The sequence below is a fragment of the Alsobacter sp. genome, from assembly GCF_059501845.1.
This window is the reverse complement of the sequence record NZ_JCACDK010000001.1, coordinates 676,428-701,769: the sequence shown is the minus strand read 5'-3', so window position 1 is coordinate 701,769 and position 25,342 is coordinate 676,428. Positions and strand designations below refer to the sequence as shown.

The following is a 25,342-nucleotide window of genomic DNA, read 5'->3' as shown; positions in this document are numbered from 1 at the left end:
ATCCGCGGCAGAGTGGATTTTCAAGCTCAGTCGGCGCATTTGGTGGAGCCGTATTGGCGCATCTGTACCTTCAGGAAGGATCTGGTCCAACAAATGAGCGAGCCTCCCCTTGACAGTTTGATGGCTGCCCGACTTGAGTGCGAAGCGGACCGCAGCTTGCAAAGACGAGCGGGGAAAAGGGAGGACGCAATGGAGGGCGCAACGGACACAGGCGGCGGTCTCGACCCGGCAGCGGCGGACCTGACCGAGCGTCTCGGCCACTGCTACTCGGGCGCGATCTACGACGTCATGCGCGACATGGGCCGGGCCGGATGCGTCCTGCCGCGCACGATCCGCGCGATCGATCCCGACACCCGCGTCTTCGGCCGCGTCTTCACCGTGCGCGGCCGGCCCGACGACACGATCTCCGCCCATGAAAGCCTGATCGCCTGGACCGAGTTCCTCAGTTTGGCGCCCGCGGGTCACGTCGTGGCCTGCCAGCCGCAGGACGACGTGCGGGCTCTGATGGGCGAATTGTCGGCCGAAACGCTGCAATTCCGGGGCGTGCGCGGCTACATCGTCGACGGCGGCACGCGCGACCTCGCCTTTATCCGCAAGATCGGCTTTCCCGTCTTCGCTCGGTTCCACACCCCGCGCGACATCGTCGCCTCCTGGATGCCGGAGGCCTATGGCGAGCCGGTCACCATCGGCCAGGTCCGCATCGCCACCGGCGACTACATCCTCGGCGATATCGACGGCATCGTCGTCATCCCGCAGGAGGTGGCCGCCGAGGTCGTCGGCAAGGTCGAGGACGTGATCCAGGCGGAGAACAAGGTGCGCAAGGCCATCCTTGAGGGCGTCGCGCCGAAGGAGGCGTATCTCCGGTACGGGAAGTTCTGACAGCGGCAGCCGCACAACTCCCGGTGGATCGTCGGCACGCCGGGCCATGGTGTCGACCGGGCCTCCCCTTGGCCCAGAGGTTGCTCCCATTGAGCTTACAGGTCATCTGCCTGTTCAACTTGACACGCCTTGGCCCCGCAACGTGCCCCGTTGCGGGGCCTTTTCATGAAGGGTGTTCCGGTGCGGGACGGCCGCGCGCGGGCGTCCAGTGCCAGGCCGCAGCGCCGGGAACCGCCGCTCAGCGTGGCACGAGTTCCACCCGCCGGTTCTTCGCACGCCCGTCCTCGGTATCGTTGCTCGCCACCGGGGACTGCAGCCCGACGCCGCTCGCCTGAAGACGGGCGGCCTGGATGCCGTAGGTCTTGGCGAGATCTGCCGCGACGGCAGCAGCACGCGCCTTCGAGAGCTGCATGTTTGAGTCGAAGCCGCCGACACTGTCGGTATGCCCGACCACGTAGACTTTGCGCTCGGGGTTGGCCTTCAGGTACTTGGCGATCTCGTCCAGCGCCGGGCGGGACTCGGCCTTGATGGTCGACTGGTTGAAGTCGAACAGGATCCCGTACAGCGCCACACGGCCCGTCCCGATGATGGCCTTGTCGATTTCGGACGCGGAGACGACAACCATCTGGTTCTTCAGTTCGCCCACCTGGAGCGTGTCGAAGCGCACCATCACCTGGCCCTTCTCCGGCGCGAAGCGCGGCTCATAGCCATTGATGAACTCGACGACATAGATGGCTGCGTAGGTCTTCGCCGCACCGTCCTCCTTCACGGCGGCGACGTAACGGGCCTCGTCGGGGCTGTAGCCGAAGATCTGTGTCCCCGGCCCCATGTTCTCGAAGAAAGACCCCATCGCGGGGCCGAGCTCGTCCTTCTTGCCCTGGAAGAGGACGGTGAACCCCTTGGCCTGGAGCTCGGCCAGGTAGTTGCGGAAAACCTCCGCCGACGACGGTCCCCGCGGCACGGCATAGACGTTCTGAACCAACCGTCCCTCGAGGTCTTCCGAGGCGTCGAAGGCAGCCTTCTTGGCGTCGAAATCGTAAGACGCGGCCTTGCCCTTGGCGAGCGTGTACTCGGCGAAGTTACGCGCCTCGCAGAGCACGATGGCCGAGCCTTCGAAGCGCTTGAGACCCGCGGCATCCTTGCAGCCCGGCGCGTCGGCGGCGAAAGCGAGCGCCGGACCCAAAAGACATGCGATGGCCGCCGCGTATTGGGCCAGGGCGCCAGCGCGGCGCAACACGTTCATCCTGCTCATCCGCCTTCCCCCGCGAGAAACGGCCCGCAGGCTAGGGCAGCCCTCGCCCATGCGACAGCGAGAGCCCTCAAAACCGATTGGTGGCCTGTCGATCGCTCATGCCGGCGGATCCCGGGAGGCGCGAGGTGAACCGGATTACGCCGACTTAACGCGTTGATCTCGAACGCAAGGACGATCGCGTAATGGGCGCCCGATTAGCCTGACCTGGAGGCAAGACCTCGCTTTTCCGTCAGGAGAACACAATGCGCATCATCTCGGCGCTCTTCGCTGCTCTTCTCATGGCGTGCACGTCCGTCGCCCCGACCCGGGCCTTCGCCTGCACCAATTCCTACGACACTGCATCCGACGGATCCCGCTGCGGCCAGCGCGCGTCGGGCTGCCGGAGCGGTGGACAGGGCGGCTATTGCTGAACTGAGCACGAACGCACCAAGCCGGGCGTCGCACCGTCGCCCGGTTCGTTCCGTCAGCGATATCAGGACTTTGATGGTGGGCGCACTAGGGCTCGAACCTAGGACCCGCTGATGAAGAGTCTGCTGCTCTACCTTGCCAACAGATTCTTAATTCAATTAATTTTACAGATAACTAGGGCGGTCTGCAGCCTCCCGACACGAGCGCAAGGCACCGCAGTTGGTTCAACCAGGAGTGCCCCTGGCCGGTCGTTTAGCGAGCCAAGCGGTCGTCCGCGTGTTCGTCACGTTCGGGAAAATCCGATGAAGGCGGCGATCATTAGTCCGACGGGCTTGGGAGCTGCACGCGATTTCCGAAAGCGTCCAGATCGAGATCGAACGTGCCTTTCCAGCTTCTGATCCTGTACCGGTCTAGCGCTTTATCCACTGGCGGAGTCCGATTTGGACTGTCTGGCCAAATTGGGCTGCTCTCCGCGCGAACGATCGCCTCGCGTTGCGCGGCGCCAGACATCATGTCATCGCGCGTCACATACCATGAGCTTTTCCAGCTTTTGCCCTTCCAAGCGGATGCGACGATGGTGTCCTCAGAGATGAATTCCTCGACGAAGGCGATGACGTACGCGCAGCCGCGTTCGAAATCCTCGTCACTGTCCAGCAATGCGAGCGCCTCGGGATCGAGCCCTGATGCAACCAGGAACTCTGCAGTTTCTTCGCCCATGATATGGCTGTGCATTATGTCCATCCCCACGGTGATTTCAGAATTCCATGTAGAAATGTACAGCGGGTCCAATAGATCGGCCTTTGGAGGGGTCGGAAACTCGATCTGCAGGAAGCGCAATTTTTGATCCGAATCGCGTTTGAACGTTGCGTAGCTGCGCCAATCAGGGCGCTCTGCAAACAGGATATCCGCAACTCGCCGGGAATATCTGTCAAGCATCTGCCATCCTCGCGATGCGTTTCTGCAACCGGTCAAACTTCGACGACAAGCCGCTGGTCGAAATCCGGGTTCTCACGGACAAGCGCCGTCCCGGGGCGCCTGCTGCTTTCCACATAGCCACGTGCGTTCACCACGATGGAGGTGCCTGACACCGCATACCGCCGCGTGCAGTGGACGTGCCCGTGGATCCACAGTTCGGGGCGAAAGACCTCGATCATGGCGTCCAGGTCCGATGCAAAGGCCGCATCGAGGGCTTCGGTGACCTTGCCATACCGAAGTCCGAGGGCGGACGGCGCATGATGGGTCACCACGACGGTCTTGCCGGCATGTGGAACCCGAAGAACGGATTCGATCGCCGCCCGGTGCTTGGCATGCTCAGCGACAATCTGGCTCGCACGGATCTTGCGGAAGTTGCCGTCCCGGATCTTCCGGAAGTCAAGCATGGTGTCCTGAACGACCAGGAGATCAGAGTAACCGTTGCCCGCGATCAGCATGTCTGTCCAGAGGGTCGCCCCGACGATCCGTACCCCGTCAACTTCGGTCGTTTCGCCAGATGCGAGCAGCGCGACGCCCAGATCAAGCGCAAGCGGCTGGGCCGCTTCCAATTCGTGCTGCAGTCCGCAGTTCCAGTAACAGTGGTTTCCCGGCACGTAGATCAACGGGACACCGTCCCGCAAATAGCTGGCATAGTCGCTGGCCACAGCCCGGATCGCGTTGCGGAGTCCGTTTCGGTAGTCGCCGGCGATGACAATCGCGTCCGCCTCGACGCCCTGGGGGACGATCCAAGGTTCAGCTGGGAAGTCGCAATGCACGTCGGAGAGCACCCATAAGCGGGTCATGGCGTATCTTCCAGCCGGATCGACCTACGGGCAACAGACAGCAAAATCGGATCTGGCCACGAACTATCTACTGCAGCCACATTCAGGCGGCATCGCTGAACCCCGAGCTTATCTCCAGACCCTGGACAGGCGCCTTTACGACAGAAAGCTTGGCATACTCCGACACACGTGGGCGGGACCCGATCTTGAGGCCAAGTCATGATGGAACGGCCGGAACTGAGATTGCGCGTCGGATTTGAGGACGACGATCTGGTGACCTTAATTGCGCAGGTGCGTTCTCACTTCTTCTCTGGCGTGGGTTCAGCCTATTTCAGCAGAACGAATCTGGAGAAAGATTTCATCAAGGCTCTGCGCAGTTATCCGTTGAATGCCGAACGCCCGCCGATGATCGAAGGCATACAAACAAGTGCAATCCCTTAATGCAATCTTCGACTGATCATTACCCGCTATGATGGCAGAGGCCGTCTTCTGGTGTGCGTCGAACTTGCAGACGAAGTGCTGCGTGATGCAAATGCTGAGAAGCAGCAAATGGTGACTGCGCGCTACCTGACAAATTACGAGGCGGTCTCACGCTTCACGCATGCATTCGAAGCGATGCTTAAGGGAAAGACTGAAGAGGCTGTTCTGGATGGTAACGAATTCCTCGGCGGTGTCAGTTTCGCGTAAGTTGACATGGCGATGTGCAGCTTTCTGCCGCTCCCGGTCGAAGTGGCGACGTCTCTATTCTACCTCTTCCGGCGCGCCTTTAATAGCAAGGTCGGCATCAAAGGCTGTAGACCTGAATGTTTGTAGAGGGGCAACTTAGTTGCGGCTGCGCTCTTGCGCGTGCATCATCACCCAATGGCAATCCAAACTGACTTCTCAGCACTCATCCCGGAGATCCAGCAATGGAACGAGGGACGAGGTGTCCCTGCAGACGTCTGGGTTAGTTACAGAGGAAGTTACGAGCTGGCCATCGGCTACAGTTTGATGTTCTGGCCGGAATTTGTTGTCTTTGAAGATTATGTACTCCGGAGCGGGTTTGATTTAAAGTCGCTTCGTAGTTTTGAGGGGAGTGGAGATAGATCGTCGATTGAAAAAGTAATGAATCACGTACACCTCGACAGTTTACATACAAACGGAATGCAGGCCACAGAAGAACAAATGCGTTATCTTGGGCGCATTTTGAAAGAAATACACGATGTCAAACTCGGGTTTAATTTTCCCGGCCGTCGCTTTGAAGTCGCCTTTGACGATAAGCCGAACAAGGATCCGTTGGATTATACGCTGACTTTCTGGCAGATCTGACGATCAAACAGAGCTCATGCGTTCTATGAGATCAGATCCGAGATATAAGTTTTCCATAGGTATCAGAACCTGCATTATTTAAGCAATTGAGGACAAATTCCTCCTACCGGCTGAGCCGCATCCACTGTCTCATCGCGAACTCCACGGTTTGGTCCACGAGCATGAAAACCACACTTGTAGATATTCCCGCCGATCGCATCACGGATTGGGAGTCCTTCCATGATATCTTCACCGAGGCCCTAGGTTTTCCTTCGTTCTACGGCCGCAACATGGATGCATGGATCGACTGCATGGCCTACGCCGATGCACCTCAGGATGGAATGCTCAAACAGGCGGTGAGCCCTGGCGATCTCTTGACGCTAAAGATCGACAATGCAGCCGATTTCGCTCGTCGTTGCCCTCAGCAATTTGAATCGTTGATCGATTGTACGGCCTTTGTGAATTATCAGCGGACGGAGGTTGGGAAGTCACCGGTACTGTCTCTGCTTATTTCTGGATGTTTTCCGTAACTAGAAAGAGCCCATTGCCAGCGGCGCTAAGGCCGTGTGTTCGCATCCGAGGAGGTGTGCAACTTTCTTCCCCTCTCGGTCTGAGCTCAAGCAGTAGGTATGAGGAAGCGAGTTCTATCGCTCGTGACCACTTCGCCTGTGTGGGAGCCGACATGAGTTTCCGTTTGTGGCGGACTATTCGGGCGGCTTTTGGAAGATGCCGGGGGGATGGGGACCCAATGCAACTGGTACGGTGACGACACCGAATGTTGCGAGCGCAAACGGCGTCGGGATGTTCAGGGTCTGTCGTGCTGCACCAAAGGCCCGAGCGGACTCGATGCGATTGGATGAAGGGCTCAAAGCGGCGTGCCGCGAACGACAGCTGGCCCTGACATGCGCAGAGCACGTCCCGCTACCTATTTGCTACCTGGATGCTGCGCCCGAAAGCATTCGCGCCCCCAGAAGCGAAATATATCAACGTTCTCAATGGCTTTGATGGTGGGCGCACTAGGGCTCGAACCTAGGACCCGCTGATTAAGAGTCAGCTGCTCTACCAACTGAGCTATGCGCCCATCAAAGGTCCGTGGAGCCCTTCGGCTCCGCGGCGAGGCGGTGAGTAGCAAAGGCCGCCGGGGATGTCCAGACCCTGCGTGCAGGTCAGCGGCGCGCTTTTCGCGCGCCGCTTCAGCTTCAGCCCGCCAGCGACTCCGGCCTTGCACGGGCCGACTTGACCGACAGGCGGTTGAGCGCTCCGAGATAGGCGCGCGCGGCCGCGGCCAGCGTGTCGGGATCGGCGGCCTTGGCGGTCACCGTGCGGCCCTCCTCCGAGAGGCGGACCGAGACCTCGGCCTGGGCGTCGGTTCCCTCGGTCACAGCCTGGACCTGGAAGAGGTCGAGCCTGGCTTCGTGCGGGACGATGCGGCGGATGGCGTTGAAGGTGGCGTCGACCGGTCCGTTGCCGGTGGACTGCACCGTCTCGTGGTGGCCGTCCACGTCCAGCGTCAGCGTGGCGAGCTGCGGACCCTGCGTGCCTGCGATCACGGTGAGCGCGACCAGAGTGATGCGGTCCTCGGCGCTGCCGATCTCCTCGTCCACGAGGGCCTCGATGTCCTCGTCGTAGACGTGCTTCTTGCGGTCGGCGAGGTCCTTGAAGCGGCGGAACGCATCCTCGAAGGCGTTTTCGCCGAGAGCGTACCCCAGCTCCTTCAGCTTCTCGCGGAAGGCGTGGCGGCCGGAGTGCTTGCCCATGACGAGCGAGGTCTTCGACACGCCAACCGACTCCGGCGTCATGATCTCGTAGGTCTGCGCGTTTTTCAGCATGCCGTCCTGGTGGATGCCGCTCTCATGCGCGAAGGCGTTCCGGCCGACGATGGCCTTGTTGTACTGCACCGGGAAGGACGTGACGGCCGAGACCAGGCGCGACGCGCGCGTCAGATAGCTGGCGTCTACCCCCGTGACCACCGGGATCGCGTCGCGACGCGTGCGGATGGCCATCACGATCTCCTCCAACGCGGCATTGCCCGCCCGCTCGCCGAGCCCGTTGATGGTGCACTCCACCTGCCGCGCACCGCCGGCGATGCCGGCCAGTGAGTTCGCGACGGCGAGGCCGAGGTCGTCGTGGCAGTGGACGGAGAAGACGGCCTTGTCGCTGTCCTTCACCCGCTCCCGGATGGTCCGGAACATGGCCTCGTACTCGGCCGGCACGGCGTATCCGACCGTGTCAGGCAGGTTGATCGTCGTTGCACCGGCGCGGATCGCGGCATCGACGCAGCGCACCAGGTCCTCGATCGGCGTGCGCGTGGCGTCCATCGCCGACCACTCGACGTCCTCGACGAGATTGCGGGCCTGCCGGACGGTGACGGAGATGATTTCCAGAACCTCCTCCAGGCTCTTCTTCATCTGGTGGGCGAGATGGATGGGCGAGGTGGAGACGAAGGTGTGGATGCGGGGCCTGCGCGCCGGCTTCACCGCCTCCCCTGCGCGCGCGATGTCGGCGGTGATCGCACGCGCGAGACCGGCGATGACGGCCCTTTCGCTGCGCCGGGCAATCTCGCGCACGCTCTCGAAGTCGCCCTGGCTGGCGATGGGGAAGCCGGCCTCGATGATGTCGACCCCCATCTCCTCGAGCAACGCCGCAACCTGCAGCTTTTCCTCGAAGGTCATGGATGCGCCGGGCGATTGTTCGCCGTCGCGCAACGTGGTGTCGAAGATGACGACGCGGTCGTCCGATGCCGGGCTGTGGATAACGGGGTTCGCGGTGGTCGCGGACATGGCTTTGTCTCCTGTCGGAGCGGCGCCGGGTACGAGAATGACGTTCGAGGCGCCTATGGGTTCGGTCTGGTGCGGCTCGTCCGGTCCCCTGAGTGCCCAGGCGCACGCGCCCGGCCGGCCCTCAGGGGCAGCTAAGAAGCAGCAGCTGGGAAAGCAGGCCCGGGACGCACGACGCCGCCGGACGGACCCTGAGGGTCTCCGTCTCGATGCGGCGATGGGCAGCGCGAGCGGCCACGGCGTCCTCTCGTCCTCGGCCGGGTCAATCCCGGCGGACGCTCGTGCATAATCCCGCAGCCGTTCTCGCGCAAGTCCGCCCTTGGCGGCCGGTGAAGGAGGCGTTGACGTGGCGCTCACGCCCGTGACACTGCGGCGGCGAAGAAGCGGAGAGTCGCCCCATGCTGAAGCCTGTCCTCGTCCTTGCCGCCTGCGCCGCCCTCGCCGCCTGCAATTCCGCCGGTCCGGGCGGAACGGCGTCCGGCACACCTCCGGCTTCGTCGTACGCCGGCCTGCCGCCGGGCGTATCCCCGGAGGGCTTCAAGCTGCCGGATGGCAAGGGCTGCTCGGCGGACATCGCCCGCTGGAAGGCGATCCAGGACAACGACCTGAACACCGGGCACGTCAGCCAGACGGTCTACGACCGCATCCAGGGCGATATCGCCAAGGCGAGCGAGGCCTGCCAGGCCGGCCGCGATGCGGAAGCGAGCTCGCTCGTCAGGCAGTCGCGTGTCCGGAACGGCTATCCCGCCGGCTGAGGACCGGATCCGCCGGAACCGTTGCGGGGCGAGGCCGCAGACTGGCTCGATGTGCGCCGGACGAGCGACTACCCGGCGAGTTCCCGTTCCAGAAATCCGGCGACGAAGTCCGGCATGGCGGGCGTGATGTCTGCCCTGCTGCGGGCGATGTGGATGCGGGCGAGTTCCGGCTGCGGATCCCGCGTCAGAAAGTCATGGATCCGCGCCCGCAGCGCGTCCGCGTCGGCGTCAACCGTCACGGTCTGCAGGAAGGCCACCTTCTGTCCGGCCTCGACGATGGTCCATGCCGGTTCGAACCTCGCCTCGGCGGCTGAAAGTCCTGTTTCCTCCTCAAGTTCCCGGGCCACGCTGCCGGCGAGGTCGACCCTTCCGTCACGAATGTCGGAGGGATCGGGCGTCCCGGAGGGAAAGTAGACCTGCCCGGCATTGGCGGTGTGGGCACCCATCTCGCCGAGCAGCCAGGCGCCGTCCGCGCTGCGCAGCGCCGCCATGGCGAAGCCGTTGCGGATCGAGCGGTCGGGCGAGCCGAAGTCACGCCACGCCATGAAGCGGGAGAACCGCGTGAACAGGTAGGATCCGCGGAAGACGCTGCCGTCGACCCGCCCGCTGTGCATCAGCAGCACCGCGCCGTCGTAGAGTGCGGGCTTGCGGGCGACGAGCGTGGCCCAGTGCGCGTCGATACGGGCGGCCTCCGCCTCGGCCCAGGCCCACGGACGGTCGTCGAGCCGGCAGTCGACAGCTTCGACGCGATGAAACACGAGGCTCACAGCCGCAATGCCCCCTCGGCGACGATCACCGCAGAGCCGCCAATGGTGGCGCGCGCAAGCCGGCCCTCCTCCATGACAAGGCCGAGGAGGATCTCGGAGGCCCGGCCCATCTCGTAGCCCTGGCGGATCGGCAGGAAGGACTCGCCCTCGGCCTCCTCTCCCGCACCCGCCAGCCAGCCAGAGATCGCCGCGGCTGCCGATCCCGTGGCGGGATCCTCCCGGATCCCCGCGCCGAGGTCGCTGGCGAACATCCGCGTGCGGAAGCCGCCCTCCGGGTCTCGCGTGAAGAGGTAGGCATTGCCGACCGCGCCGCCGAAGGTTCCGGGCCAGGCGCGCGGATCGGGCTGCACCGCGCCGAGCGCCGCCAGATCAGACACGGGCACGCAGACATAGGGTACGCCGGCACTCCAGACCTGAGGCGCCCGAAAGCCGTGGCAGCCGACCTGGCCGAGGTCGAGACCGAGGCCAACCGCCACTTCTCCGGGGGAAGGCGCCCCGTCCAGCCGCTCCGGGAGGCGCGGCACGGTGAAGGTGGCCTGCCCCCGTCCCTCGCCGGAGATCTCGACCGCGCAGGGCACAAGGCCAACGCGCTCCTCCAGCCCGAATGCCGCCACGCCGTGGCTCTGGCCATGGTCGAGCAGCCCCAGCAGGACCGCCGTGCCGACCGTGGGATGGCCTGCGAAGGGCAGCTCGCGCGAGGGCGTGAAGATCCTCAGCGCGGCGCGCTGGTGCGGGTCGGCGGGCGGAAAGACGAACACCGTCTCCGACAGGTTGAACTCGCCGGCGATGGCCTGCATCGCGATATCGGTAAGGCCCTGGCTGTCCAGCACGACGGCGAGCGGGTTACCGGCGAGCGGCCGGTCGGTGAACACGTCCAGCGTCAAGAAGCGCCTGCGCATGAAACTCCCCTCGTACCGGTGACGCTAGAACTCGAATTCGACGATCAGGGGGCAGTGATCGCTTGCCTTGGGCCGATCCCAGCCGACGCGGGGATAGCGGTCGCAGGTCGTCGCCAGCCTGGCGATGGACCGGTCGGGATCGCGCGGGTCGAGCGGCGCCCGGTAGGGTAGCCCGCGGCGCACGATCTCGGCTCTCGCCCCATCCGCCAGCGCGGGGGAGAGAAGCACGTAGTCGAGTTGCACGTGCTGCTCGACGAGGCGCGCCCTGCCCGAAGACCACGCCCGGTGGAAGTACGTCCAGCGCTCGTGCGGCGGCAGCGCTTCGACCGGGTTCACGGCAAAATCGTCGAGGAGCGGATCGATTCCGCTCGGCTGTCCGGGCACCGCCCTGCCGCCGGGCTCGATCGCCGCGGTGTAGTCGTTGAGGTCGCCGGCGACGATCCAGGCCGCCTGAGGCCAGTCGGCCCCGAACCGCCGCTCGACGATGCGGCGCACCGCCTGCGCCTCGGCGCGACGCAGCGGGATCGTGCTCTCGCGCCCATCGTCGCGACCGGCATTGTCCATCGAGCGGAAGTGGCACAGGAACAGCGTCAGTTGGCGGCCTTCGATGGCAAGCTCGACCTGAAGGCAGTCGCGCGTGAAGACGCGGTCCTGCGGCGTGATGCCGAAAACCTCGAGATTCTGGTCGAAGACGTCGAGCTCGGCGAAGGTGGCTTCGGCATGGCTCGTCAGGCGCGGCGTTCCCTCGGGAACGAGCGAGCGCCGCGCGGCGAACGCCACGTCGATGCCGCGCCGGTCATTGCCCTCCTTCAGAGCGAAATGCCCGTAGCGGATGTCGGAGATCCGATTCACGTATTTCGAGAAGAACGCCTCCAGCGAGCGCAGATTGTCGACCTCCTGCAGGCAGAGGATGTCCGCACCCGTCTCGGCGATCGCGAGCGCCGTCATCTGCCGCTTGTCGTCTTCCTGCGCGAGCGCGACGGAGAGCTGCGCGGCCGCCCGTTGCTCCTGGTCCTGGATGTCCGCGAGAGCCAGCGCGGCCGCCGCATCGCCCCGCTGAAGGTCGTCCGGCCGCCAGCGGGACGACAGGTTCTCGACGTTGAAGGTGGCGACGCGCAGCCTCATCGGCGGCTGTCCCGGTGGGGTCGACGGTCCCGCCTCACAGCGCCTCCGGCGTGAAGCGGGTGGTCGGCGCCACGAACTCGTCCTGCGCGGCAACCGTCAGGATCTCGCGCGACCCGGCTTCGGCGGTCCGGCGCAGGAGGCCGTAGACCGAGGACGCGGCCAAGGCGAGGGCCTCGGCGGTCGAGCGCGACCTGAGCCAGTGGACGAAGAACAGCGCCGCGATGGCGTCCCCCGCCCCGTTGACCGAGATGTCCAGCCGGGGCGTCCGGACTCGCCAGACCTGCCCGTCCTGCGAGCCGACGAGATCGATCGCGTCCTCCGGCGTGTCGTCGGCGACGAGCGAGGTCACCAGGATTACCTTCGGGCCCAACCCGTGCACCGCCTCGAGCGCGGCGCGCAGCCCGTTCCTCGTGTGGCTCTCCGCGCCGGAGAGCATGTCGAGCTCGAACTGGTTGGGGGTGATGATGTCGGCTGCGGGGACAGCCTTCTCGCGCATGAATTCCGGGATCCCGGGCCGCACGAAGACGCCGCGGCCGACGTCGCCGATCACCGGGTCGCAGCAATAGATCGCGTTGGGATTGGCGTCCTTGACCCGCGCAACCGCCGAGAGAATGGCCGTGCCGATGTCGGCGGATCCCATATAGCCCGACAGCACCCCGTCGCAGCGGGACAGCGCCCCGCGTTCGGCGATGCCCTCGACCAGCTCCTCGATCATCGGCCCGTCGAAGACCCGACCGCGCCAGTGGCCGTAGCCCGTATGGTTCGAGAACTGGACGGTGTGGATGGGCCACACCTCGCAGCCCAGCCGCTGCATGGGGAAGGTGGCCGAGGCGTTGCCGACATGGCCATAGGCGACGTGGGACTGGATGGAGAGGATGTTCATCGACGCGCACATTGATCCCGGGAGACGCGGAGCTTCGGTCCGGCACCCGTACGCGGCAAGCGAATTTCGCTGATGGATGGGATCAGTGGCGACACGAAACCCGTGTCATTCCATGCGCGGAGCAGCGCGGAGCGGTGCGCCGCAGACACGGGATCCAGGAACTCAGAAGCGTGGTGGCCCTGGATCCCGGGTCTCCGCTTCGCTTCGGCCGGGATGACAAAGTGCTCGACGAGTGCCGCGGTGGGCGGCAATCGCAGCTTCTACACAGCCACCGGCGCCCGGATGGCGGGGTGCGGGTCGTACCCCACGACGGCAATGTCCTCGAAGGCGAAGTCGAAGAGGCTGCGAACGGCGGGGTTGAGCTGCAGGCGCGGAAGCGGACGTGGATCGCGGGACAGCTGCAGCCGGGCTTGCTCGACGTGATTCGAATAGAGGTGCGCGTCGCCGAAGGAATGCACGAAATCTCCGGGCTTTAGTCCGGTGACATGCGCCACCATGTGGGTCAGCAGGGCGTAGCTGGCGATGTTGAAGGGCACGCCGAGGAACACGTCGGCGGAGCGCTGGTACAGCTGGCACGAGAGCCGGCCCTCGACGACGTAGAACTGGAACAGGCAGTGGCACGGCGCCAGCGCCATGCGGTCGAGATCGGCAGGGTTCCAGGCCGAAACGACGAGCCGGCGGCTGTCGGGATTGCGGCGGATCTCGTCCAGCACCCACCGGATCTGGTCGACGGTGCCGCCGCCCGGCTTCTCCCAGGAGCGCCACTGCTTGCCGTAGACGGGGCCGAGTTCGCCCTCGTCGTCCGCCCACTCGTCCCAGATCGTCACGCCGTGCGCCTGGAGATAGGCCACGTTGGTGTCCCCCGCCAGGAACCAGAGCAGTTCGTGGACGATCGACTTCAGGTGCAGCTTCTTCGTCGTGACGAGCGGAAACCCCTCGGCGAGGTCGAAGCGCATCTGGTGGCCGAACAGGGACAGCGTACCCGTGCCGGTCCGGTCGTCCTTGCGGACGCCTTCGGCGAGGATGCGGGAGAGGAGGTCGTGATAGGCCTGCATGGGCTTCATATTAGCCGAGTCCCGGGTGCCGTCGAACCCGCAGAACAGGTTGCCCACGAAAACGTGCTGGGCACCCTTCCTTCGCGAGCCCGGACTGCCTATATTCGGTGTGCCGTCGCAAGGCGGCTATGGTGATAAACGGTCATCGGAATAAGCCTTTCGGACCCGGGGGCGGTACCCGGCGCCTCCACCAGGGCCCACTCGCAAGGGTGGTCTCCGGCGGGGGCGAAATAGGATCGACGAGGGTGTAAAGGGTGTTCTTTTGCCCGGCATGGTTCCGCCGTTATCGGGCCGATCGTATAGTTGCCAACGACAACTATGCTCCGGTTGCGGTGGCCGCGTAAGCGGTCTCTAACGCCGAAACGAAGCCCTTGCGGGTAGCACCGTAAGGCGGGGCCCGGAGGCGCCTGGCAACAGAAGCCTCCACCTTTTTGCCTTCTCAGCAGACCATGGAATGGCACAGGATCTTATCCGCTACGACCTCCTGGTCCAGGACGCGCTGAAGAGCGTCGTCCGCAAGGTCCTGACCGATGCGGCCGCCCACGGCCTGCCGGGGGATCATCATTTCTACATCTCGTTCAGGACCGAGGATCCCAACGTTCGCATCTCGCAGCGCCTCCGGGAGAAATACCCGGTCGAGATGACGATCGTCCTGCAGCACCAGTTCTGGGACCTCGCCGTCACCGAGCACACCTTCGAGGTCGGGCTGTCCTTCTCCGGGATCCCCGAGCGCCTGCTCGTACCCTTCGATGCGCTGACGGGATTTTTCGATCCGAGCGTGCAGTTCGGCCTGAAGTTCGAGCTGTCCGGATCCGAACCGGCCGACAATGACGAAGACGACGACGAGGACATCGCCGGCAAGGGTGCCCTGCCCGTGATGCTGTCGCCCTCGGGCACCCGGCCCGGTGAGGGTGACAAGAAGGCGGGTCCGGAAACCTCTGCCGCCGGCAAGGACAAGGCCGGGACTGCAGCCGCCAAGCCCGACAAGGATGCCGAGGCGGAGGACGGCAAGGACGGCAGCGGGGCCGAGGTCGTGAGCCTCGACGCATTCCGCAAGAAGACCTGAGGCGGCATGACCGCCGAGATCGTCAACCTCCGCAAGGCCCGCAAGTCGAAGGCCCGTGCCGTCCGCGAGGCCGAGGCAGACGCCAATCGGGCCAAGTTCGGCCGCGCCAGGGCCGATCGCCAGGCCTCGAGCCTCGAGGAGGCCCGCAAGGCCCGCGCTCTCGACGCACATCGCCGCGACGAGCCGGGCGGCGACGCCTGACGGCGCGATGGCGGAACGCCGCGATACCGCGATCGTTAAGCGCTCGGTTCTGATTTCCGGGCACGCCACCAGCGTTTCGATCGAGGCCGCGTTCTGGGACGGGCTCAAGACGATCGCGCGGGAGCGCGGCGTCAGCCTCAACAGCCTCGTGGCCCGAATCGATTCGGAACGGGCGACGGCAAATCTCTCGTCCGCGATCCGCCTCGCCGTCCTTGCGCACTACCGCGACGGCGCCAGCCCGGGCGGCACGGCACCGGGCTGACCGGCGCCGCTCACTGCTGGGCGGGAGCCGCGGACCCCGGCTTCGGCGGAACGAAGGTCTGCACGGGGTTTATCTGGAGCGGCTGGATGGCGGCACGGGGCACGGTAACGGTCGGCTTGGTCAGGCCCATCAGGCGCGTCGCCTCCTCCAGCGCCTTCATCCGCTCCTCGTCGTCCATCTCCGGCACGATGTTGGCGGGAGGTTGGGCGGCGGCTCCCTGGCGTTGCGGGGGCTGCGGGGGCGTGGCAGGCCCGGCCGGAACGCCCGGCGCCGGCGTCTCTCCCGAGCCCTGCACGGCAGGCGGAGCCTGCTTCTGCTGCGCCTGCTCCTTTGCCGCGGCCTCGGCGGCGGCCTGCTCCTCGCGCCGGCGCGCCTCCTCGGCCTGGCGGGCGAGCTCGGCCTGCTTGGCCTCCTCGGCGCGGCGGATGACCTCTGCCTCGCGGCGGCGGCGCTCCTCCTCGGCCTTGCGCTCCTCCTCGGCCTTGCGGGCCTCCTCGGCGAGCCTCGCCTCCTCCTCGGCCTGGCGCTGACGCTCCAGCATCTCGCGGCCGACATTGAGGCGGCGCAGGAAGTAGGTGCGTTCGCGCAGGTCGGCCTCGGCCGCTTCCATCTTGGCGAGCTCGCGCGCCACGATGCGCGTCGTCAGCACGTTGGTGAGCCCGGACACGTCGAGATCGCGGATGGCAGGCGTGCCGAGCCTGGCAGCTTTCCAGGTCAGGTTCGCCTCGGGCAGCGGACCCGACCAGCCATCCGGTGTGTCGCGGGTGACGATCGCGGCCCTTGCGTCGAAGCGTCCGGAGCGCGTGTCCAGGCTGGCGAGACCGTTGATCTCGGCGGCACCCGCCTTGAACGCGAGGGGGCCGAGGCGGGCGATACCACCTGAGACCGTGAGCGGCGCATCGAGGCTGGGCACGACGAGCGGCGCCGAGTCGAGGCCGGCGGCCACGGCAGCCTGTACCTGCGGCAGGTCCGGCGCGTCCTGCCCGAGGTCGAACCGCTTCGCCACTTCCGCGACCGCCCCGACGGCCATCCGCGGCAAAGTGAGGCCGGACAGGCGCATGGTGCCTCCGCCGGACAAGGTCGAGAGCAGCGCGGCCATGCCGTCGCCCGAGCCTGCGGCGTCGAAATCACCGCTGACATAGGCGAGGACGGGCGAAGCCGGCATCATGCGCTGCAGCGCCACATCCTTCATGCCGAGGCGCAGCGCGACGCTGCCCAGCCCGCCCTGCCGCCTCAGGCCGAGACTGCCGGACACCCGGCCGCCGCCGATCGCCGCGTCAATTCCGGAGAGCTCGAGGGCTTCGGCCGTCCAGCGCAGCTGGAAAGCCGCGTCGGTGGCCGGTGCGGGAAGACCGACATCCACCTGCTTTGCCCGCACCTTCAGCGTCGTATCGAGCGGCGGCGGCAGCGGCGTGCCGAAGCGGCCGGCCGGCCAGATGCTGCCCGGCAACGGCGCCTGTAGCTGGCCGAGGTTGAGCCCGGCGATGACGCCGAGTGACAGCCGGTCCACGGCGACTTCGCCGGTGAGGGCTCCCGCCTTGGTGTCGGCCACGAGGGCAGCGCCCACCGGCTGACCCGCGACGTTTCCTGTGATGTCGGACAGCGCGAACCGCGTCCCCGCCAGCGAGGCTTTCGCCTTCAGCTGGGCCGGAAGGCGGCTGAGACTGTCGGGACCGGGGAGCGCGAGCACCTGCGTCAGCGGGCCGAGATCCTGGGATTCCAGCGTCAGGGTCCCGGTGAGATCGGGTTCCTGCGGGCCGACACCAAGCCGCCCTTCGCCCCGTACCGCGGTGCCCAGGGCGTCGGCCGCCATGCGCAGCGTGGCCCCGTTGCCGAACCGCCCGTCGAGTTCAACCGCGATCTGGCCGCGGCCGAGGCCGGGAAGGGGAAGAACGTCGAAGCCGAGCTGGGTGAGCAGCGCAACCGCCTCGGGCGCATCGGCCTTGAAGCCGCCGACCACGCGATCGGCCGCCTGCGGGCCGCCGATCCGCGCATTGGCGTCGATCTTCGTGCCCGCCGCCGTGCCCTGCGCGGAAAAGACCGTCTCGCTGAACTGGCCCTTGCCGCGCTCGGCCACCAGTTTGAGCTTGAGAGGTCCAAGGGCGGCAGCCCGTGAGGCCACCAGCTCCGGGAAGCGGCCGGGCATGATGCGGGCGAGGATGTTGGCGAGCGGCTCGACCCGCCTTGCATCGACCACGGCTTCCATGCGGCCGCCATCGGGTCCGACGCGCCCGCTCGCCCTGACGGACGCGCCAGCCACGTCGGCCATGTCGAGGGTCTTGATGTCGATCCCCGCTGCACCGATCGAGAACCGCAGGCCCACCCGGCCCGCGCCGACATTGGCGCCGGTGGCCTGGCCGAGCCTGACGTTTCGGGCATCGAGCGTGACGTCGACGTCGATGCCCCGGGCGGCGGCGGAGACCACGTCGGGATCGAGGATTTGGTCGATGACCAGTCCGTCGGAGGTCAGCAGTGCCTCGAAATGGCCGCGGGTGGCATCCTCCGGCGGCGTATAGCGCAGCGTGCCCTGCAGGTTCGAGCGCCCGAGCGTCAGCTTCATGTTCCGCGCGCCGATGACGCTCGACGAGAGCGTCACGTCCGCCTGCGCCACCAGGTCCGACGCGTCGCCCAGCCGCGACGAGCGTCCCCCCTGCCCTTCCAGCCACGCGGCCAGGCGAGGCGCGTCACGAGACCGCAGCGACATGCGACCAGAAAACTCGCCACCGCCGGCCAGCGACGCCTCACCGGCGGCGTCCAGCGACGAATTGCCGGGAAGCGCCGCGGCAAAGCGCTTCACCTGGATGCCGGTCGGCGTCAGCTCGATAGCGGCATCGATCCCCGACAGCGCGTCGCCGCCGAGGATTGCGTTGCCGACCTTCGCCTGGATGGCGATGGGCAGCGGAAGGTCGAGCGCGTCGTCCTGCGCGAAGGCCCCCAGCCAGGCCGCCGCGACGGTCGGGAACGGCGCCGGCAAAGGCGGCGTCTGCGACGTGTACGGCCGGTCGAAGTCGATTTGGCGGGACTCGACGTCCAGCGAAAGGCGGGGCTGCGCGCCGAAATCCAGCGTGCCGGCCCCCGTGAACTTCACGGCGCTTTCGTCACCGCCGGCATCGAAGTCGATGCCCTCCAGGGTGCCGGACCGGCCGCGCAGATCGAGGTTCGCCGCCAACGTCCAGGGGCGCGGCGAGACACTGTCGCGGTCCGGCCAGCGCAGGCGGCCACTGGCCGCCAGCCGGCCCTCGAAGCGTGGGCCGGCAGGGTCGCCAGGCACGAGACGGCCGTCGATCTCGCCCCGCCGGTCGCCGGACTGGGCCTCCACGACGAGTTTCATCCTGGCGGACCCGTCGGGCTCGGGGCTGCCGGTCGCGAGCCGCACGTTCAGCGGCGCGTCGCCCGCCCGGACCTGCCCCGTCGCGCGCCACGGGCCGGTGAGCGATGCTGCATCCGCCTCGACGTCGATGTCGTCCAGCCGAAGCGTCCTGCCCGCGGCCGGATCGGTCAGGGCGAGCACGCCGTCTCGCAGGGACAGGCGCTCGATCGAGATTGCGCCGGCGGAGCGCCGGAGCCCCGCCACGAGATCGCCGAGCCCGTCGACGGTGCCGTCTGGTGCGATGCGTGCGTCCACGCGCGCCCCGTCCAGAAGCGCCTCGGTGACGAGGACGTCACCGCGCAGCAGCGGCATCACCGACACTTCGACCACCACCTGGCGCACGCCGAGCTTGGGGCCGTCGCCGGGGGTTACCGCCTGCACGTCACCCAGCCTCAGCCGGGGCGTCGGGAGGAGCTTAAGGTCAATCGGCCCTCGAACCGTGACGGGAGCCCCGACATAGTTGCTGATGCGGGCCTCGATGTCGCTGCGCCTGGAGTTCCAGTCGACGAAATATGGTCCTGCCAGCGCCACCGAAAGCGCAATGATCAGCAGGATGGCGAGGCCGGTCAGTAGATCACGCAATGCCCATGGCCCCGGGACGAAACGAAGCGGATATGAACCTCAGGAGTCTTCATGGTCGCAGGTTGACGCAGGAATCAGGCGGCATTGTCAATCACACGGCGATAATCTTGCCAGGATTCATGATGTCGGTCGGGTCGATCGCGCTCTTGATGGTCCGCATCAGGTCGAGTGTCGCGGCCGGATGTTCAAGGTGCAGATACTTCATCTTTTGCTGGCCGACCCCGTGCTCCCCCGTGCATGTCCCGTCCATGGCGAGCGCGCGCTCCACCAGCCGGCCCAGGAAAGCCGTGAGCCTTTCCACCTCGCCGGGATCATCGGCATTGACGAGCGGCGTGAGGTGGAAGTTGCCGTCGCCAACATGGCCGACGATGGGAGCGACGATGCCAGTCTCCTCGAGGTCCCTGTGCGTCGCCTCGACGCAGTCGGCCAGGCGGGAGATCGGCACGCAGACATCGGTGGCCATGGTGCGCGCGCCCGGCCGCAGCGTGCCCGTCGCCCAATAGGCGTCGTGGCGGGCCTGCCAGAGGCGGGAGCGCTCCTCGGCCTGCGTTGCCCAGGAGAATGGGCCTCCGCCGAACTCTGCCGCGATCTCGCCGAAGCGGCGCGACTGCTCCTCGACGCCGGCCTGCGTGCCGTGGAACTCGAGAAACAGCATCGGCACTTCGGCCAGGCCGAGCTTCGAGTGCAGGTTGATGGCGTGGATCTGCAACGCATCCGCGATCTCGATGCGGGCGACCGGCAACCCCGACTGGATGGTCGCGATGGTGGCGTCGCAGGCGGCCCGCACGGTGGGAAAGGGGCAAACCCCGCCCGCTATCGCCTCGGGGATCCCGAACAACCGCAGGGTGAGTTCGGTAAAGACGCCGAGCGTGCCTTCCGAGCCCACCATGAGCCGGGTCAGATCGTAGCCGGCCGAGGATTTGCGGGCTCGCCGGCTGGTCACGGCCACCTCGCCGTTGGGCAGCACGGCCCGAAGCGAAAGCACGCTGTCCTTCATCGTTCCATAGCGCACCGCGTTGGTGCCCGAGGCGCGCGTTGCCGCCATGCCGCCGATCGAGGCGTCGGCGCCGGGATCGATGGGGAAGAACAAACCGGTCTCCCTGAGCTCGACATTCAGCTGCTTGCGGGTGACGCCGGGCTGAACGACACAGTCGAGATCCTCGGCGTGAATGGCGAGAACCCGGTTCATCAGCATCATGTCGATGCTGACGCCGCCGAAGGGCGCGTTCACGTGTCCTTCGAACGAAGTGCCTGTTCCGAAAGGCACAACCGGTACCCCGCGTGCCCCGCACAGCTTCACGATGTCGACCACCTCCGCCTCGTCGAGCGGTTGTACGACGATATCGGGCGGCTGCACCGGCAGCCACGTGAGCGTGCTGGCGTGCTGGCGGCGGACCGCGTCTGCCGTGGAGGCACGGTTGCCCATGCGGTGGCGCAGGATATCCACAACTTCCGCGAGCAACGTCGAATCTGGCCGCTGACGGAGTGTGTGCTGTCCAGTCATGCCCTTGCTTTCCTCGCTCCATCTCCACACTATCGGGGTACGCCTATTTCAGGACGTCCGCGACGGTCTTCTGAAGATCTTGCGGCTCCACTCTGCCGAGACGACGACGAGCCCATGTCGAAGGGTACCGAAAGCACCGCATTCTTCTTCGCGCCCTTCGTCTCGTCGACGATGCGGGTCGAGCCCGGCTGGATCGACTACAACGGCCACATGAACATGGCCTATTACCATGTCCTGTTCGACCGGGCGCTGGAGGAGGCATTCGCCTGCCTCGGCCTCGGTGAGGCCTATCGTTTTTCCGCCGATGCCTCGACCTTCACGGCGGAGTGCCATGTGCGCTACCTGCGCGAGCTCACGGCCGGCGAGCCGGCGCGCGTGACCGTACAGCTGATCGGCTATGACGAGAAGCGCATCCACTTCTTCAGCGAGCTTCGGCACGCCCGCGACCTGTGGCTCTCGGCCACGTCGGAGACGATGAACATCCACGTCGGACTGCGCGAGCGCAAGGCCGCGCCCTTTCCGTTAGAGGTGCTCGACGCGCTCGCGGTGATGAAGGCGGCGCATGCCAGGCTTCCCGCGCCGGGGGACCTCGGCCGCCGCGTGGCCATGCCGATGCGCCAGCTGGAGACGGGCGTCCACTAGGCTCACGCCCGCGACGCGATGCTGCGCCCGGCATCAGACATCGACTTGATGCCGAACAGGATGAAGGTGACGCCCACCACGCGCGTCACCGTGGCGCCGTGGCGCAGGAAAAAGCGCCGAACTGGCGGGAGCCCGGCCCAGAACAGGATGACGACGTAGCCGGCGAGAAAGCCGGCTATGGCCGCCGCCATCAGTGCCGGCGCCGTCTGCCAGCCAATCTCGCCGGCGAAGCGCACGGTGAGTGCCGTGAAGACGGCCAGCGACACCGGATAGGCTTTCGGGTTCGTGACGCCGAAAAGGAGCCCTGCCTGCACCGGCCGCAACGCCCCGACAGGCGCCTGCGACGAAGACTTGCCTGAGAGCACCGCCTTCATCCCGAGGTAGATCAGGTACACGCCGCAGGCGATGCCGAGCGTGTCGAAGAGCATTGGGCCCAGTTGGTTCACGCCGACGATCGCCGCCAGCGCGAGGCCGCCCCAGAGCACGTCGCCCGCCAGATGGCCCAGCAGGAACTTTCCGCCTGCCCCGCGCCCTTTCTGTGCTGCCAGAGCGAAGACGGCGAGGAAGGCCGGACCAGGCGTGACCGCGTAGATGAAACCCGCCGCGACTGTCGCGGCAAACAGACCAAGGCTGATCACGGCATTCCTCCGGGTATCGCACCAGCTACGCTCCTTCCGGGCAGCCGCGCAACGGAAAGCGTCAAAATTTATCGATCTTATACTCCGCATTTTCAGCTGTTCTTTAACTCGCAATTAACACAGCTGGACAGTATCGGCAGACGATTTGGTTCAAACTCTGTCATAGTATGAACCTGTCGCCGCGAATTCGACGCTATATTGATCGTCGCTTGACCTGACGGCGATGACGATTGTTTCAGAGAAGCAGGATATGACATGACGATATTCGCTGAACTTGGTTCAGTCTCATCATTTACAGAGACGATCATGCCGTTTTTCAAGAATACCGAGGCCGTCGGTGACGCGATCGAGGTTCTCGCAGCATCTGCATTGATGATGATCATTGCAAACCTCGTCGGGGCCAGCTTACGCGCCATCTTTGGCCGGAAGCAGTTGGATCCGCACAACCGCGCCACCACGCATCCTTGGGACGCCGTCTCGCTGCAGGACCAGGCCGCGGTCGGCATCGATCTGTCCCCCTTGGCGATCGTGGCACCGCGGGGGGCGCGAACCGACCTGCTGCCGGTGCAGAGGAGCAGGCCAATGGATGATCATCGCAACGCGGCCTGAGAAGGCAGCTGCGGCCCGATGCCTGCTTGAGGAGCTTTGACGGCGCACGGTCGACACCGCCGCCGTTTGGCTGCATTTTTCGGTGAGAACGAATCGTGCCCGCACGGTTGTGCGTGGCACCCTTCCACGGTCCGTGCCATAGGACCGGACCGGCGCTGCCGCGTCCTCACCCGAGCTCAAGCGACGTGACGGATCTGACTCAAGACGACGATTTTACCCCCCGCCCAGGGGGCCTCGCTGCCCGCGCTCGCGCAGGGGTAGCTGCGCCCGTGCCCTATCTGTCCGGTCTCAACGACGAGCAGCGTAAGGCGGTGGAAGCTTCGGACGGGCCGGTCCTGGTTCTGGCAGGAGCCGGAACGGGCAAGACCCGCGTGCTGACGACGCGCATCGCGCACATCATCGCCACCGGACGGGCTTGGCCGTCGCAGATCCTGGCCGTCACCTTCACCAACAAGGCGGCCCGCGAAATGCGCGAGCGTATAGCCGTCCTGGTGGGGAGCGCCGGCGAGGGCATGCCGTGGCTCGGTACCTTCCACTCCATCGGTACAAAGATCCTGCGCCGTCACGCGGAACTGGTGAGCCTGAGGTCGGACTTCACCATTCTCGACACCGATGACCAGATCCGCCTGATGCGGCAGGTCATCCAGGCGACGGACATCGACGAGAAGCGCTGGCCGGCCCGGGCCCTCGCCGCCTTCATCGACGGCTGGAAGAACCGGGGCCTGACACCGGACAAGGTGCCCTCCGGCGAAGCCGCGGCCTTCGCCAACGGACGGGGCGCCAAGCTCTACGCCGCCTACCAGGAGCGCCTGAAGCAGCTGAACGCCGCCGACTTCGGCGACCTGCTGCTCGAAAATTTGCGGCTTTTCCGGGAGAACCCGGACGTGCTGACGGCTTGGCAGGAACGCTTCCGCTACATTCTCGTCGACGAGTACCAGGATACCAACGTCGCCCAATATCTCTGGCTTCGCCTGCTGGCCCAGGGACGCCAGAACGTCGCCTGCGTCGGCGACGACGACCAGTCGATCTACGGTTGGCGCGGTGCCGAGGTGGACAATATCCTACGCTTCGAGAAGGACTTCCCGGGCGCGGTTGTAGTTCGGCTTGAACGCAACTACCGCTCGACTGGCCACATTCTCGCGTCCGCATCGCACCTCATCGCCCACAATGAGGGACGGCTCGGCAAGACGCTGCACACCGACGACGAGGACGGCGAGAAGCCGACACTCACGGGTGCGTGGGACAGCGAGGAAGAGGCCCGCCTCATCGGCGAGGAGATCGAGGCTCTGCAGGCCAAGGGGCATTCCCTGGCCGAAATGGCTGTCCTCGTCCGCATCTCCGCCCAGATGCGCGAGATCGAGGAGCGTTTCATCACGCTCGGCCTGCCTTACCGGGTCATAGGCGGACCGCGCTTCTATGAGCGCCTGGAGATCCGCGATGCGCTGGCCTATCTGCGCTGCGTGGCCAATCCAGGCGACGATCTCGCCTTCGAGCGCATCGTCAACACGCCCAAGCGCGGCCTGGGTGACGCCACGCTGGAGCTGATGCATACCTTCGGGCGCAAACAGCGCGTGCCGCTGATGCAGGCCGCACGCATGTTGGTCGAGAGCGAGGAGCTGAAGCCCAAACCCCGCACGTCGCTGCGCGACCTCACCGGCGCGTTCGCCCGCTGGGCCGCTGCCTCCGAGACGATGAAGCACGGCGAGCTCGCCGAGCTTGTCCTGGAGGAGAGCGGCTACACGGAGATGTGGCAGAAGGAGCGCACCGCCGAGAGCGCCGGGCGGCTCGAGAACCTGAAGGAACTCGTCCGCTCCATGGAGGAGTTTCCGGACCTCGGTGCGTTCCTCGAGCACGTCTCGCTGGTGATGGAGGCTGCCGACAGCGACGAAACCGAGAAGATCTCCATCATGACGCTGCACGGCGCCAAGGGGCTGGAGTTCGACACCGTGTTCCTCCCCGGCTGGGAAGAGGGCCTGTTCCCCAACCAGCGCGCCCTCGACGAGAGCGGCCGTGCCGGGCTGGAGGAAGAGCGCCGCCTCGCCTATGTCGGCATTACGAGGGCCCGGCGAAGAGCCAAGATCTACTTCGCCTCCAACCGCCGCATCCACGGGCTCTGGCAGTCGACCATCCCCTCGCGCTTCGTCGACGAACTGCCGGAGGACCACGTCGAGGTCACCGAGGCCCCGGCCCACTATGGCGGCTATGGCGGCAGCCGGTTCGACCGGGTCACGCCCTTCGGCTCCACCTACTCGACGCCGGGCTGGCAGCGCGCGCAGGACCGCATGCGGCAAGGCCAGTATGGCCGGGACACGGGTCCACGCGAGACATCCCGCGGCGGAAGCCGCGGCGATGACAGCAGCGGCTTCGAGGAGGCGGGCGCTTCCTACACGCCAGGACCCGGCCGGCGCGGGCCCCTGCTGATCGAGGGCGAGTTGGTCGCCAAGTCGACGGGCTCGCCGAGTTCCTTCGCGACGGGCCAGCGCGTCTTCCACATCAAGTTCGGCAACGGCACCGTCGCCGCAGTCGACGGCAACAAGCTGACGATCGACTTCGACAAGGCGGGCCGGAAAATGGTGCTGGAGAGCTTCGTAAAGGCGGCGTGAGGGCTTGGTCTACAAAACGAGACC

25 protein-coding genes, 1 tRNA gene and 1 other RNA gene are annotated in these 25,342 nt (G+C 66.0%); 14 read left to right on the top strand and 13 right to left on the bottom strand.

Going from position 1 to position 25,342, the window contains the following annotated elements:
* Positions 1-189 precede the first annotated feature (189 nt).
* On the top strand, positions 190-879 hold the full coding sequence (locus AC5JCN_RS03260; RefSeq protein WP_495753565.1) for an RraA family protein: 690 nt from the start codon (positions 190-192) through the stop codon (positions 877-879).
* A 238-nt stretch (positions 880-1,117) separates the two neighbouring features.
* Here the strand turns inward: AC5JCN_RS03260 and AC5JCN_RS03255 are convergent, their stop codons facing one another.
* Complete coding sequence (locus tag AC5JCN_RS03255) at positions 1,118-2,122, bottom strand: OmpA family protein (protein WP_495753564.1); 1,005 nt, start codon at positions 2,120-2,122, stop codon at positions 1,118-1,120.
* 251 nt (positions 2,123-2,373) lie between these two features.
* Here AC5JCN_RS03255 and AC5JCN_RS03250 point away from each other — a divergent pair, with 251 nt between their 5' ends.
* Positions 2,374-2,541: a hypothetical protein gene (locus AC5JCN_RS03250; RefSeq protein ID WP_495753563.1), complete on the top strand. Its 168-nt coding sequence runs from the start codon at positions 2,374-2,376 to the stop codon at positions 2,539-2,541.
* A gap of 316 nt (positions 2,542-2,857) precedes the next feature.
* Here AC5JCN_RS03250 and AC5JCN_RS03245 read toward each other — a convergent pair whose 3' ends face one another.
* Complete coding sequence (locus tag AC5JCN_RS03245; protein WP_495753562.1) at positions 2,858-3,475, bottom strand: hypothetical protein; 618 nt, start codon at positions 3,473-3,475, stop codon at positions 2,858-2,860.
* A 32-nt stretch (positions 3,476-3,507) separates the two neighbouring features.
* The gene (locus tag AC5JCN_RS03240; protein WP_495753561.1) at positions 3,508-4,314 is read right to left on the bottom strand and encodes a metallophosphoesterase; all 807 of its coding nucleotides are present in this window, start codon (positions 4,312-4,314) and stop codon (positions 3,508-3,510) included.
* A gap of 198 nt (positions 4,315-4,512) precedes the next feature.
* Between AC5JCN_RS03240 and AC5JCN_RS03235 the strand changes: the two genes are divergently transcribed.
* From AC5JCN_RS03235 to AC5JCN_RS03220, 4 genes are all read left to right on the top strand, one after another.
* Positions 4,513-4,734 (top strand): hypothetical protein, encoded by a 222-nt coding sequence (locus AC5JCN_RS03235; RefSeq protein WP_495753560.1) that lies wholly within the window; start codon positions 4,513-4,515, stop codon positions 4,732-4,734.
* Positions 4,735-4,785: 51 nt separating this feature from the next.
* Entirely contained in the window at positions 4,786-4,980 is a 195-nt protein-coding gene (locus AC5JCN_RS03230; protein ID WP_495753559.1) for a hypothetical protein, read from the top strand.
* Positions 4,981-5,133: 153 nt separating this feature from the next.
* Positions 5,134-5,601: a hypothetical protein gene (locus AC5JCN_RS03225; protein WP_495753558.1), complete on the top strand. Its 468-nt coding sequence runs from the start codon at positions 5,134-5,136 to the stop codon at positions 5,599-5,601.
* 161 nt (positions 5,602-5,762) lie between these two features.
* Complete coding sequence (locus tag AC5JCN_RS03220) at positions 5,763-6,110, top strand: barstar family protein (protein ID WP_495753557.1); 348 nt, start codon at positions 5,763-5,765, stop codon at positions 6,108-6,110.
* Between the two features lie 475 nt (positions 6,111-6,585).
* On the opposite strand, the gene AC5JCN_RS03215 is transcribed toward AC5JCN_RS03220, so the two are convergent.
* Positions 6,586-6,661 (bottom strand) — tRNA-Lys (locus AC5JCN_RS03215).
* Positions 6,662-6,779: 118 nt separating this feature from the next.
* Positions 6,780-8,360, bottom strand: coding sequence for a 2-isopropylmalate synthase (locus AC5JCN_RS03210; protein ID WP_495753556.1), 1,581 nt, complete (start codon positions 8,358-8,360; stop codon positions 6,780-6,782).
* Between the two features lie 395 nt (positions 8,361-8,755).
* Here AC5JCN_RS03210 and AC5JCN_RS03205 point away from each other — a divergent pair, with 395 nt between their 5' ends.
* The gene (locus AC5JCN_RS03205; protein ID WP_495753555.1) at positions 8,756-9,112 is read left to right on the top strand and encodes a hypothetical protein; all 357 of its coding nucleotides are present in this window, start codon (positions 8,756-8,758) and stop codon (positions 9,110-9,112) included.
* Between the two features lie 68 nt (positions 9,113-9,180).
* On the opposite strand, the gene AC5JCN_RS03200 is transcribed toward AC5JCN_RS03205, so the two are convergent.
* The 5 genes from AC5JCN_RS03200 to AC5JCN_RS03180 form a co-directional block, all read right to left on the bottom strand.
* Positions 9,181-9,879, bottom strand: a complete 699-nt coding sequence (locus tag AC5JCN_RS03200) for an NUDIX hydrolase (protein ID WP_495753554.1) — start codon at positions 9,877-9,879, stop codon at positions 9,181-9,183.
* Positions 9,876-10,778: a PhzF family phenazine biosynthesis protein gene (locus AC5JCN_RS03195; protein WP_495753553.1), complete on the bottom strand. Its 903-nt coding sequence runs from the start codon at positions 10,776-10,778 to the stop codon at positions 9,876-9,878. The genes AC5JCN_RS03200 and AC5JCN_RS03195 overlap by 4 nt, the downstream gene beginning before the upstream one ends.
* 24 nt (positions 10,779-10,802) lie before the next feature.
* On the bottom strand, positions 10,803-11,903 hold the full coding sequence (locus AC5JCN_RS03190) for an endonuclease/exonuclease/phosphatase family protein (protein ID WP_495753552.1): 1,101 nt from the start codon (positions 11,901-11,903) through the stop codon (positions 10,803-10,805).
* A 34-nt stretch (positions 11,904-11,937) separates the two neighbouring features.
* A complete protein-coding gene (pdxY, locus tag AC5JCN_RS03185) occupies positions 11,938-12,786 on the bottom strand; it encodes a pyridoxal kinase PdxY (protein ID WP_495753551.1) in 849 nt (282 codons plus the stop codon).
* Positions 12,787-13,046: 260 nt separating this feature from the next.
* Positions 13,047-13,841 carry a thymidylate synthase gene (locus AC5JCN_RS03180; protein WP_495753737.1) on the bottom strand — a complete coding sequence of 265 codons (795 nt, stop codon included), beginning with the start codon at positions 13,839-13,841 and terminating at the stop codon, positions 13,047-13,049.
* A 72-nt stretch (positions 13,842-13,913) separates the two neighbouring features.
* Here AC5JCN_RS03180 and ssrA point away from each other — a divergent pair.
* The 4 genes from ssrA (at position 13,914) to AC5JCN_RS03160 (ending at position 15,370) form a co-directional block, all read left to right on the top strand.
* Positions 13,914-14,269, top strand: a transfer-messenger RNA (tmRNA) gene (gene ssrA, locus AC5JCN_RS03175).
* A 26-nt stretch (positions 14,270-14,295) separates the two neighbouring features.
* Complete coding sequence (locus tag AC5JCN_RS03170) at positions 14,296-14,907, top strand: SspB family protein (RefSeq protein WP_495753550.1); 612 nt, start codon at positions 14,296-14,298, stop codon at positions 14,905-14,907.
* A 6-nt stretch (positions 14,908-14,913) separates the two neighbouring features.
* Entirely contained in the window at positions 14,914-15,108 is a 195-nt protein-coding gene (locus tag AC5JCN_RS03165; RefSeq protein ID WP_495753549.1) for a DUF4169 family protein, read from the top strand.
* A 7-nt stretch (positions 15,109-15,115) separates the two neighbouring features.
* Positions 15,116-15,370: a ribbon-helix-helix domain-containing protein gene (locus AC5JCN_RS03160; protein WP_495753548.1), complete on the top strand. Its 255-nt coding sequence runs from the start codon at positions 15,116-15,118 to the stop codon at positions 15,368-15,370.
* 10 nt (positions 15,371-15,380) lie between these two features.
* Here the strand turns inward: AC5JCN_RS03160 and AC5JCN_RS03155 are convergent, their stop codons facing one another.
* Positions 15,381-19,322, bottom strand: coding sequence for an AsmA family protein (locus AC5JCN_RS03155; RefSeq protein ID WP_495753547.1), 3,942 nt, complete (start codon positions 19,320-19,322; stop codon positions 15,381-15,383).
* 91 nt (positions 19,323-19,413) lie between these two features.
* A complete protein-coding gene (locus tag AC5JCN_RS03150; protein ID WP_495753546.1) occupies positions 19,414-20,826 on the bottom strand; it encodes an FAD-binding oxidoreductase in 1,413 nt (470 codons plus the stop codon).
* Positions 20,827-20,940: 114 nt separating this feature from the next.
* On the opposite strand from AC5JCN_RS03150, the gene AC5JCN_RS03145 reads away from it, so the two are divergent.
* Positions 20,941-21,468 carry a thioesterase family protein gene (locus tag AC5JCN_RS03145; protein ID WP_495753545.1) on the top strand — a complete coding sequence of 176 codons (528 nt, stop codon included), beginning with the start codon at positions 20,941-20,943 and terminating at the stop codon, positions 21,466-21,468.
* A 2-nt stretch (positions 21,469-21,470) separates the two neighbouring features.
* Here the strand turns inward: AC5JCN_RS03145 and AC5JCN_RS03140 are convergent, their stop codons facing one another.
* Complete coding sequence (locus AC5JCN_RS03140; RefSeq protein ID WP_495753544.1) at positions 21,471-22,106, bottom strand: LysE family translocator; 636 nt, start codon at positions 22,104-22,106, stop codon at positions 21,471-21,473.
* A 255-nt stretch (positions 22,107-22,361) separates the two neighbouring features.
* Here AC5JCN_RS03140 and AC5JCN_RS03135 point away from each other — a divergent pair, with 255 nt between their 5' ends.
* Positions 22,362-22,715 (top strand): hypothetical protein, encoded by a 354-nt coding sequence (locus AC5JCN_RS03135; protein ID WP_495753543.1) that lies wholly within the window; start codon positions 22,362-22,364, stop codon positions 22,713-22,715.
* A 185-nt stretch (positions 22,716-22,900) separates the two neighbouring features.
* Entirely contained in the window at positions 22,901-25,318 is a 2,418-nt protein-coding gene (locus tag AC5JCN_RS03130; RefSeq protein WP_495753542.1) for an ATP-dependent helicase, read from the top strand.
* Positions 25,319-25,342: the final 24 nt, after the last annotated feature.

Bases quoted from the DNA above. Each gene is read 5' to 3' on its own strand.
- AC5JCN_RS03250 (WP_495753563.1), top strand. From the start codon at position 2,374: ATGCGCATCATCTCGGCGCTCTTCGCTGCTCTTCTCATGGCGTGCACG.
- AC5JCN_RS03190 (WP_495753552.1), bottom strand. From the start codon at position 11,903: ATGAGGCTGCGCGTCGCCACCTTCAACGTCGAGAACCTGTCGTCCCGC.
- AC5JCN_RS03220 (WP_495753557.1), top strand. From the start codon at position 5,763: ATGAAAACCACACTTGTAGATATTCCCGCCGATCGCATCACGGATTGG.
- AC5JCN_RS03150 (WP_495753546.1), bottom strand. From the start codon at position 20,826: ATGACTGGACAGCACACACTCCGTCAGCGGCCAGATTCGACGTTGCTC.
- AC5JCN_RS03195 (WP_495753553.1), bottom strand. From the start codon at position 10,778: ATGCGCAGGCGCTTCTTGACGCTGGACGTGTTCACCGACCGGCCGCTC.
- AC5JCN_RS03235 (WP_495753560.1), top strand. From the start codon at position 4,513: ATGATGGAACGGCCGGAACTGAGATTGCGCGTCGGATTTGAGGACGAC.
- AC5JCN_RS03260 (WP_495753565.1), top strand. From the start codon at position 190: ATGGAGGGCGCAACGGACACAGGCGGCGGTCTCGACCCGGCAGCGGCG.
- AC5JCN_RS03160 (WP_495753548.1), top strand. From the start codon at position 15,116: ATGGCGGAACGCCGCGATACCGCGATCGTTAAGCGCTCGGTTCTGATT.
- AC5JCN_RS03180 (WP_495753737.1), bottom strand. From the start codon at position 13,841: ATGCAGGCCTATCACGACCTCCTCTCCCGCATCCTCGCCGAAGGCGTC.
- AC5JCN_RS03205 (WP_495753555.1), top strand. From the start codon at position 8,756: ATGCTGAAGCCTGTCCTCGTCCTTGCCGCCTGCGCCGCCCTCGCCGCC.
- AC5JCN_RS03170 (WP_495753550.1), top strand. From the start codon at position 14,296: ATGGCACAGGATCTTATCCGCTACGACCTCCTGGTCCAGGACGCGCTG.
- AC5JCN_RS03210 (WP_495753556.1), bottom strand. From the start codon at position 8,360: ATGTCCGCGACCACCGCGAACCCCGTTATCCACAGCCCGGCATCGGAC.
- AC5JCN_RS03135 (WP_495753543.1), top strand. From the start codon at position 22,362: ATGACGATATTCGCTGAACTTGGTTCAGTCTCATCATTTACAGAGACG.
- AC5JCN_RS03165 (WP_495753549.1), top strand. From the start codon at position 14,914: ATGACCGCCGAGATCGTCAACCTCCGCAAGGCCCGCAAGTCGAAGGCC.
- AC5JCN_RS03145 (WP_495753545.1), top strand. From the start codon at position 20,941: ATGTCGAAGGGTACCGAAAGCACCGCATTCTTCTTCGCGCCCTTCGTC.
- AC5JCN_RS03240 (WP_495753561.1), bottom strand. From the start codon at position 4,314: ATGACCCGCTTATGGGTGCTCTCCGACGTGCATTGCGACTTCCCAGCT.
- pdxY (WP_495753551.1), bottom strand. From the start codon at position 12,786: ATGAACATCCTCTCCATCCAGTCCCACGTCGCCTATGGCCATGTCGGC.
- AC5JCN_RS03245 (WP_495753562.1), bottom strand. From the start codon at position 3,475: ATGCTTGACAGATATTCCCGGCGAGTTGCGGATATCCTGTTTGCAGAG.
- AC5JCN_RS03255 (WP_495753564.1), bottom strand. From the start codon at position 2,122: ATGAACGTGTTGCGCCGCGCTGGCGCCCTGGCCCAATACGCGGCGGCC.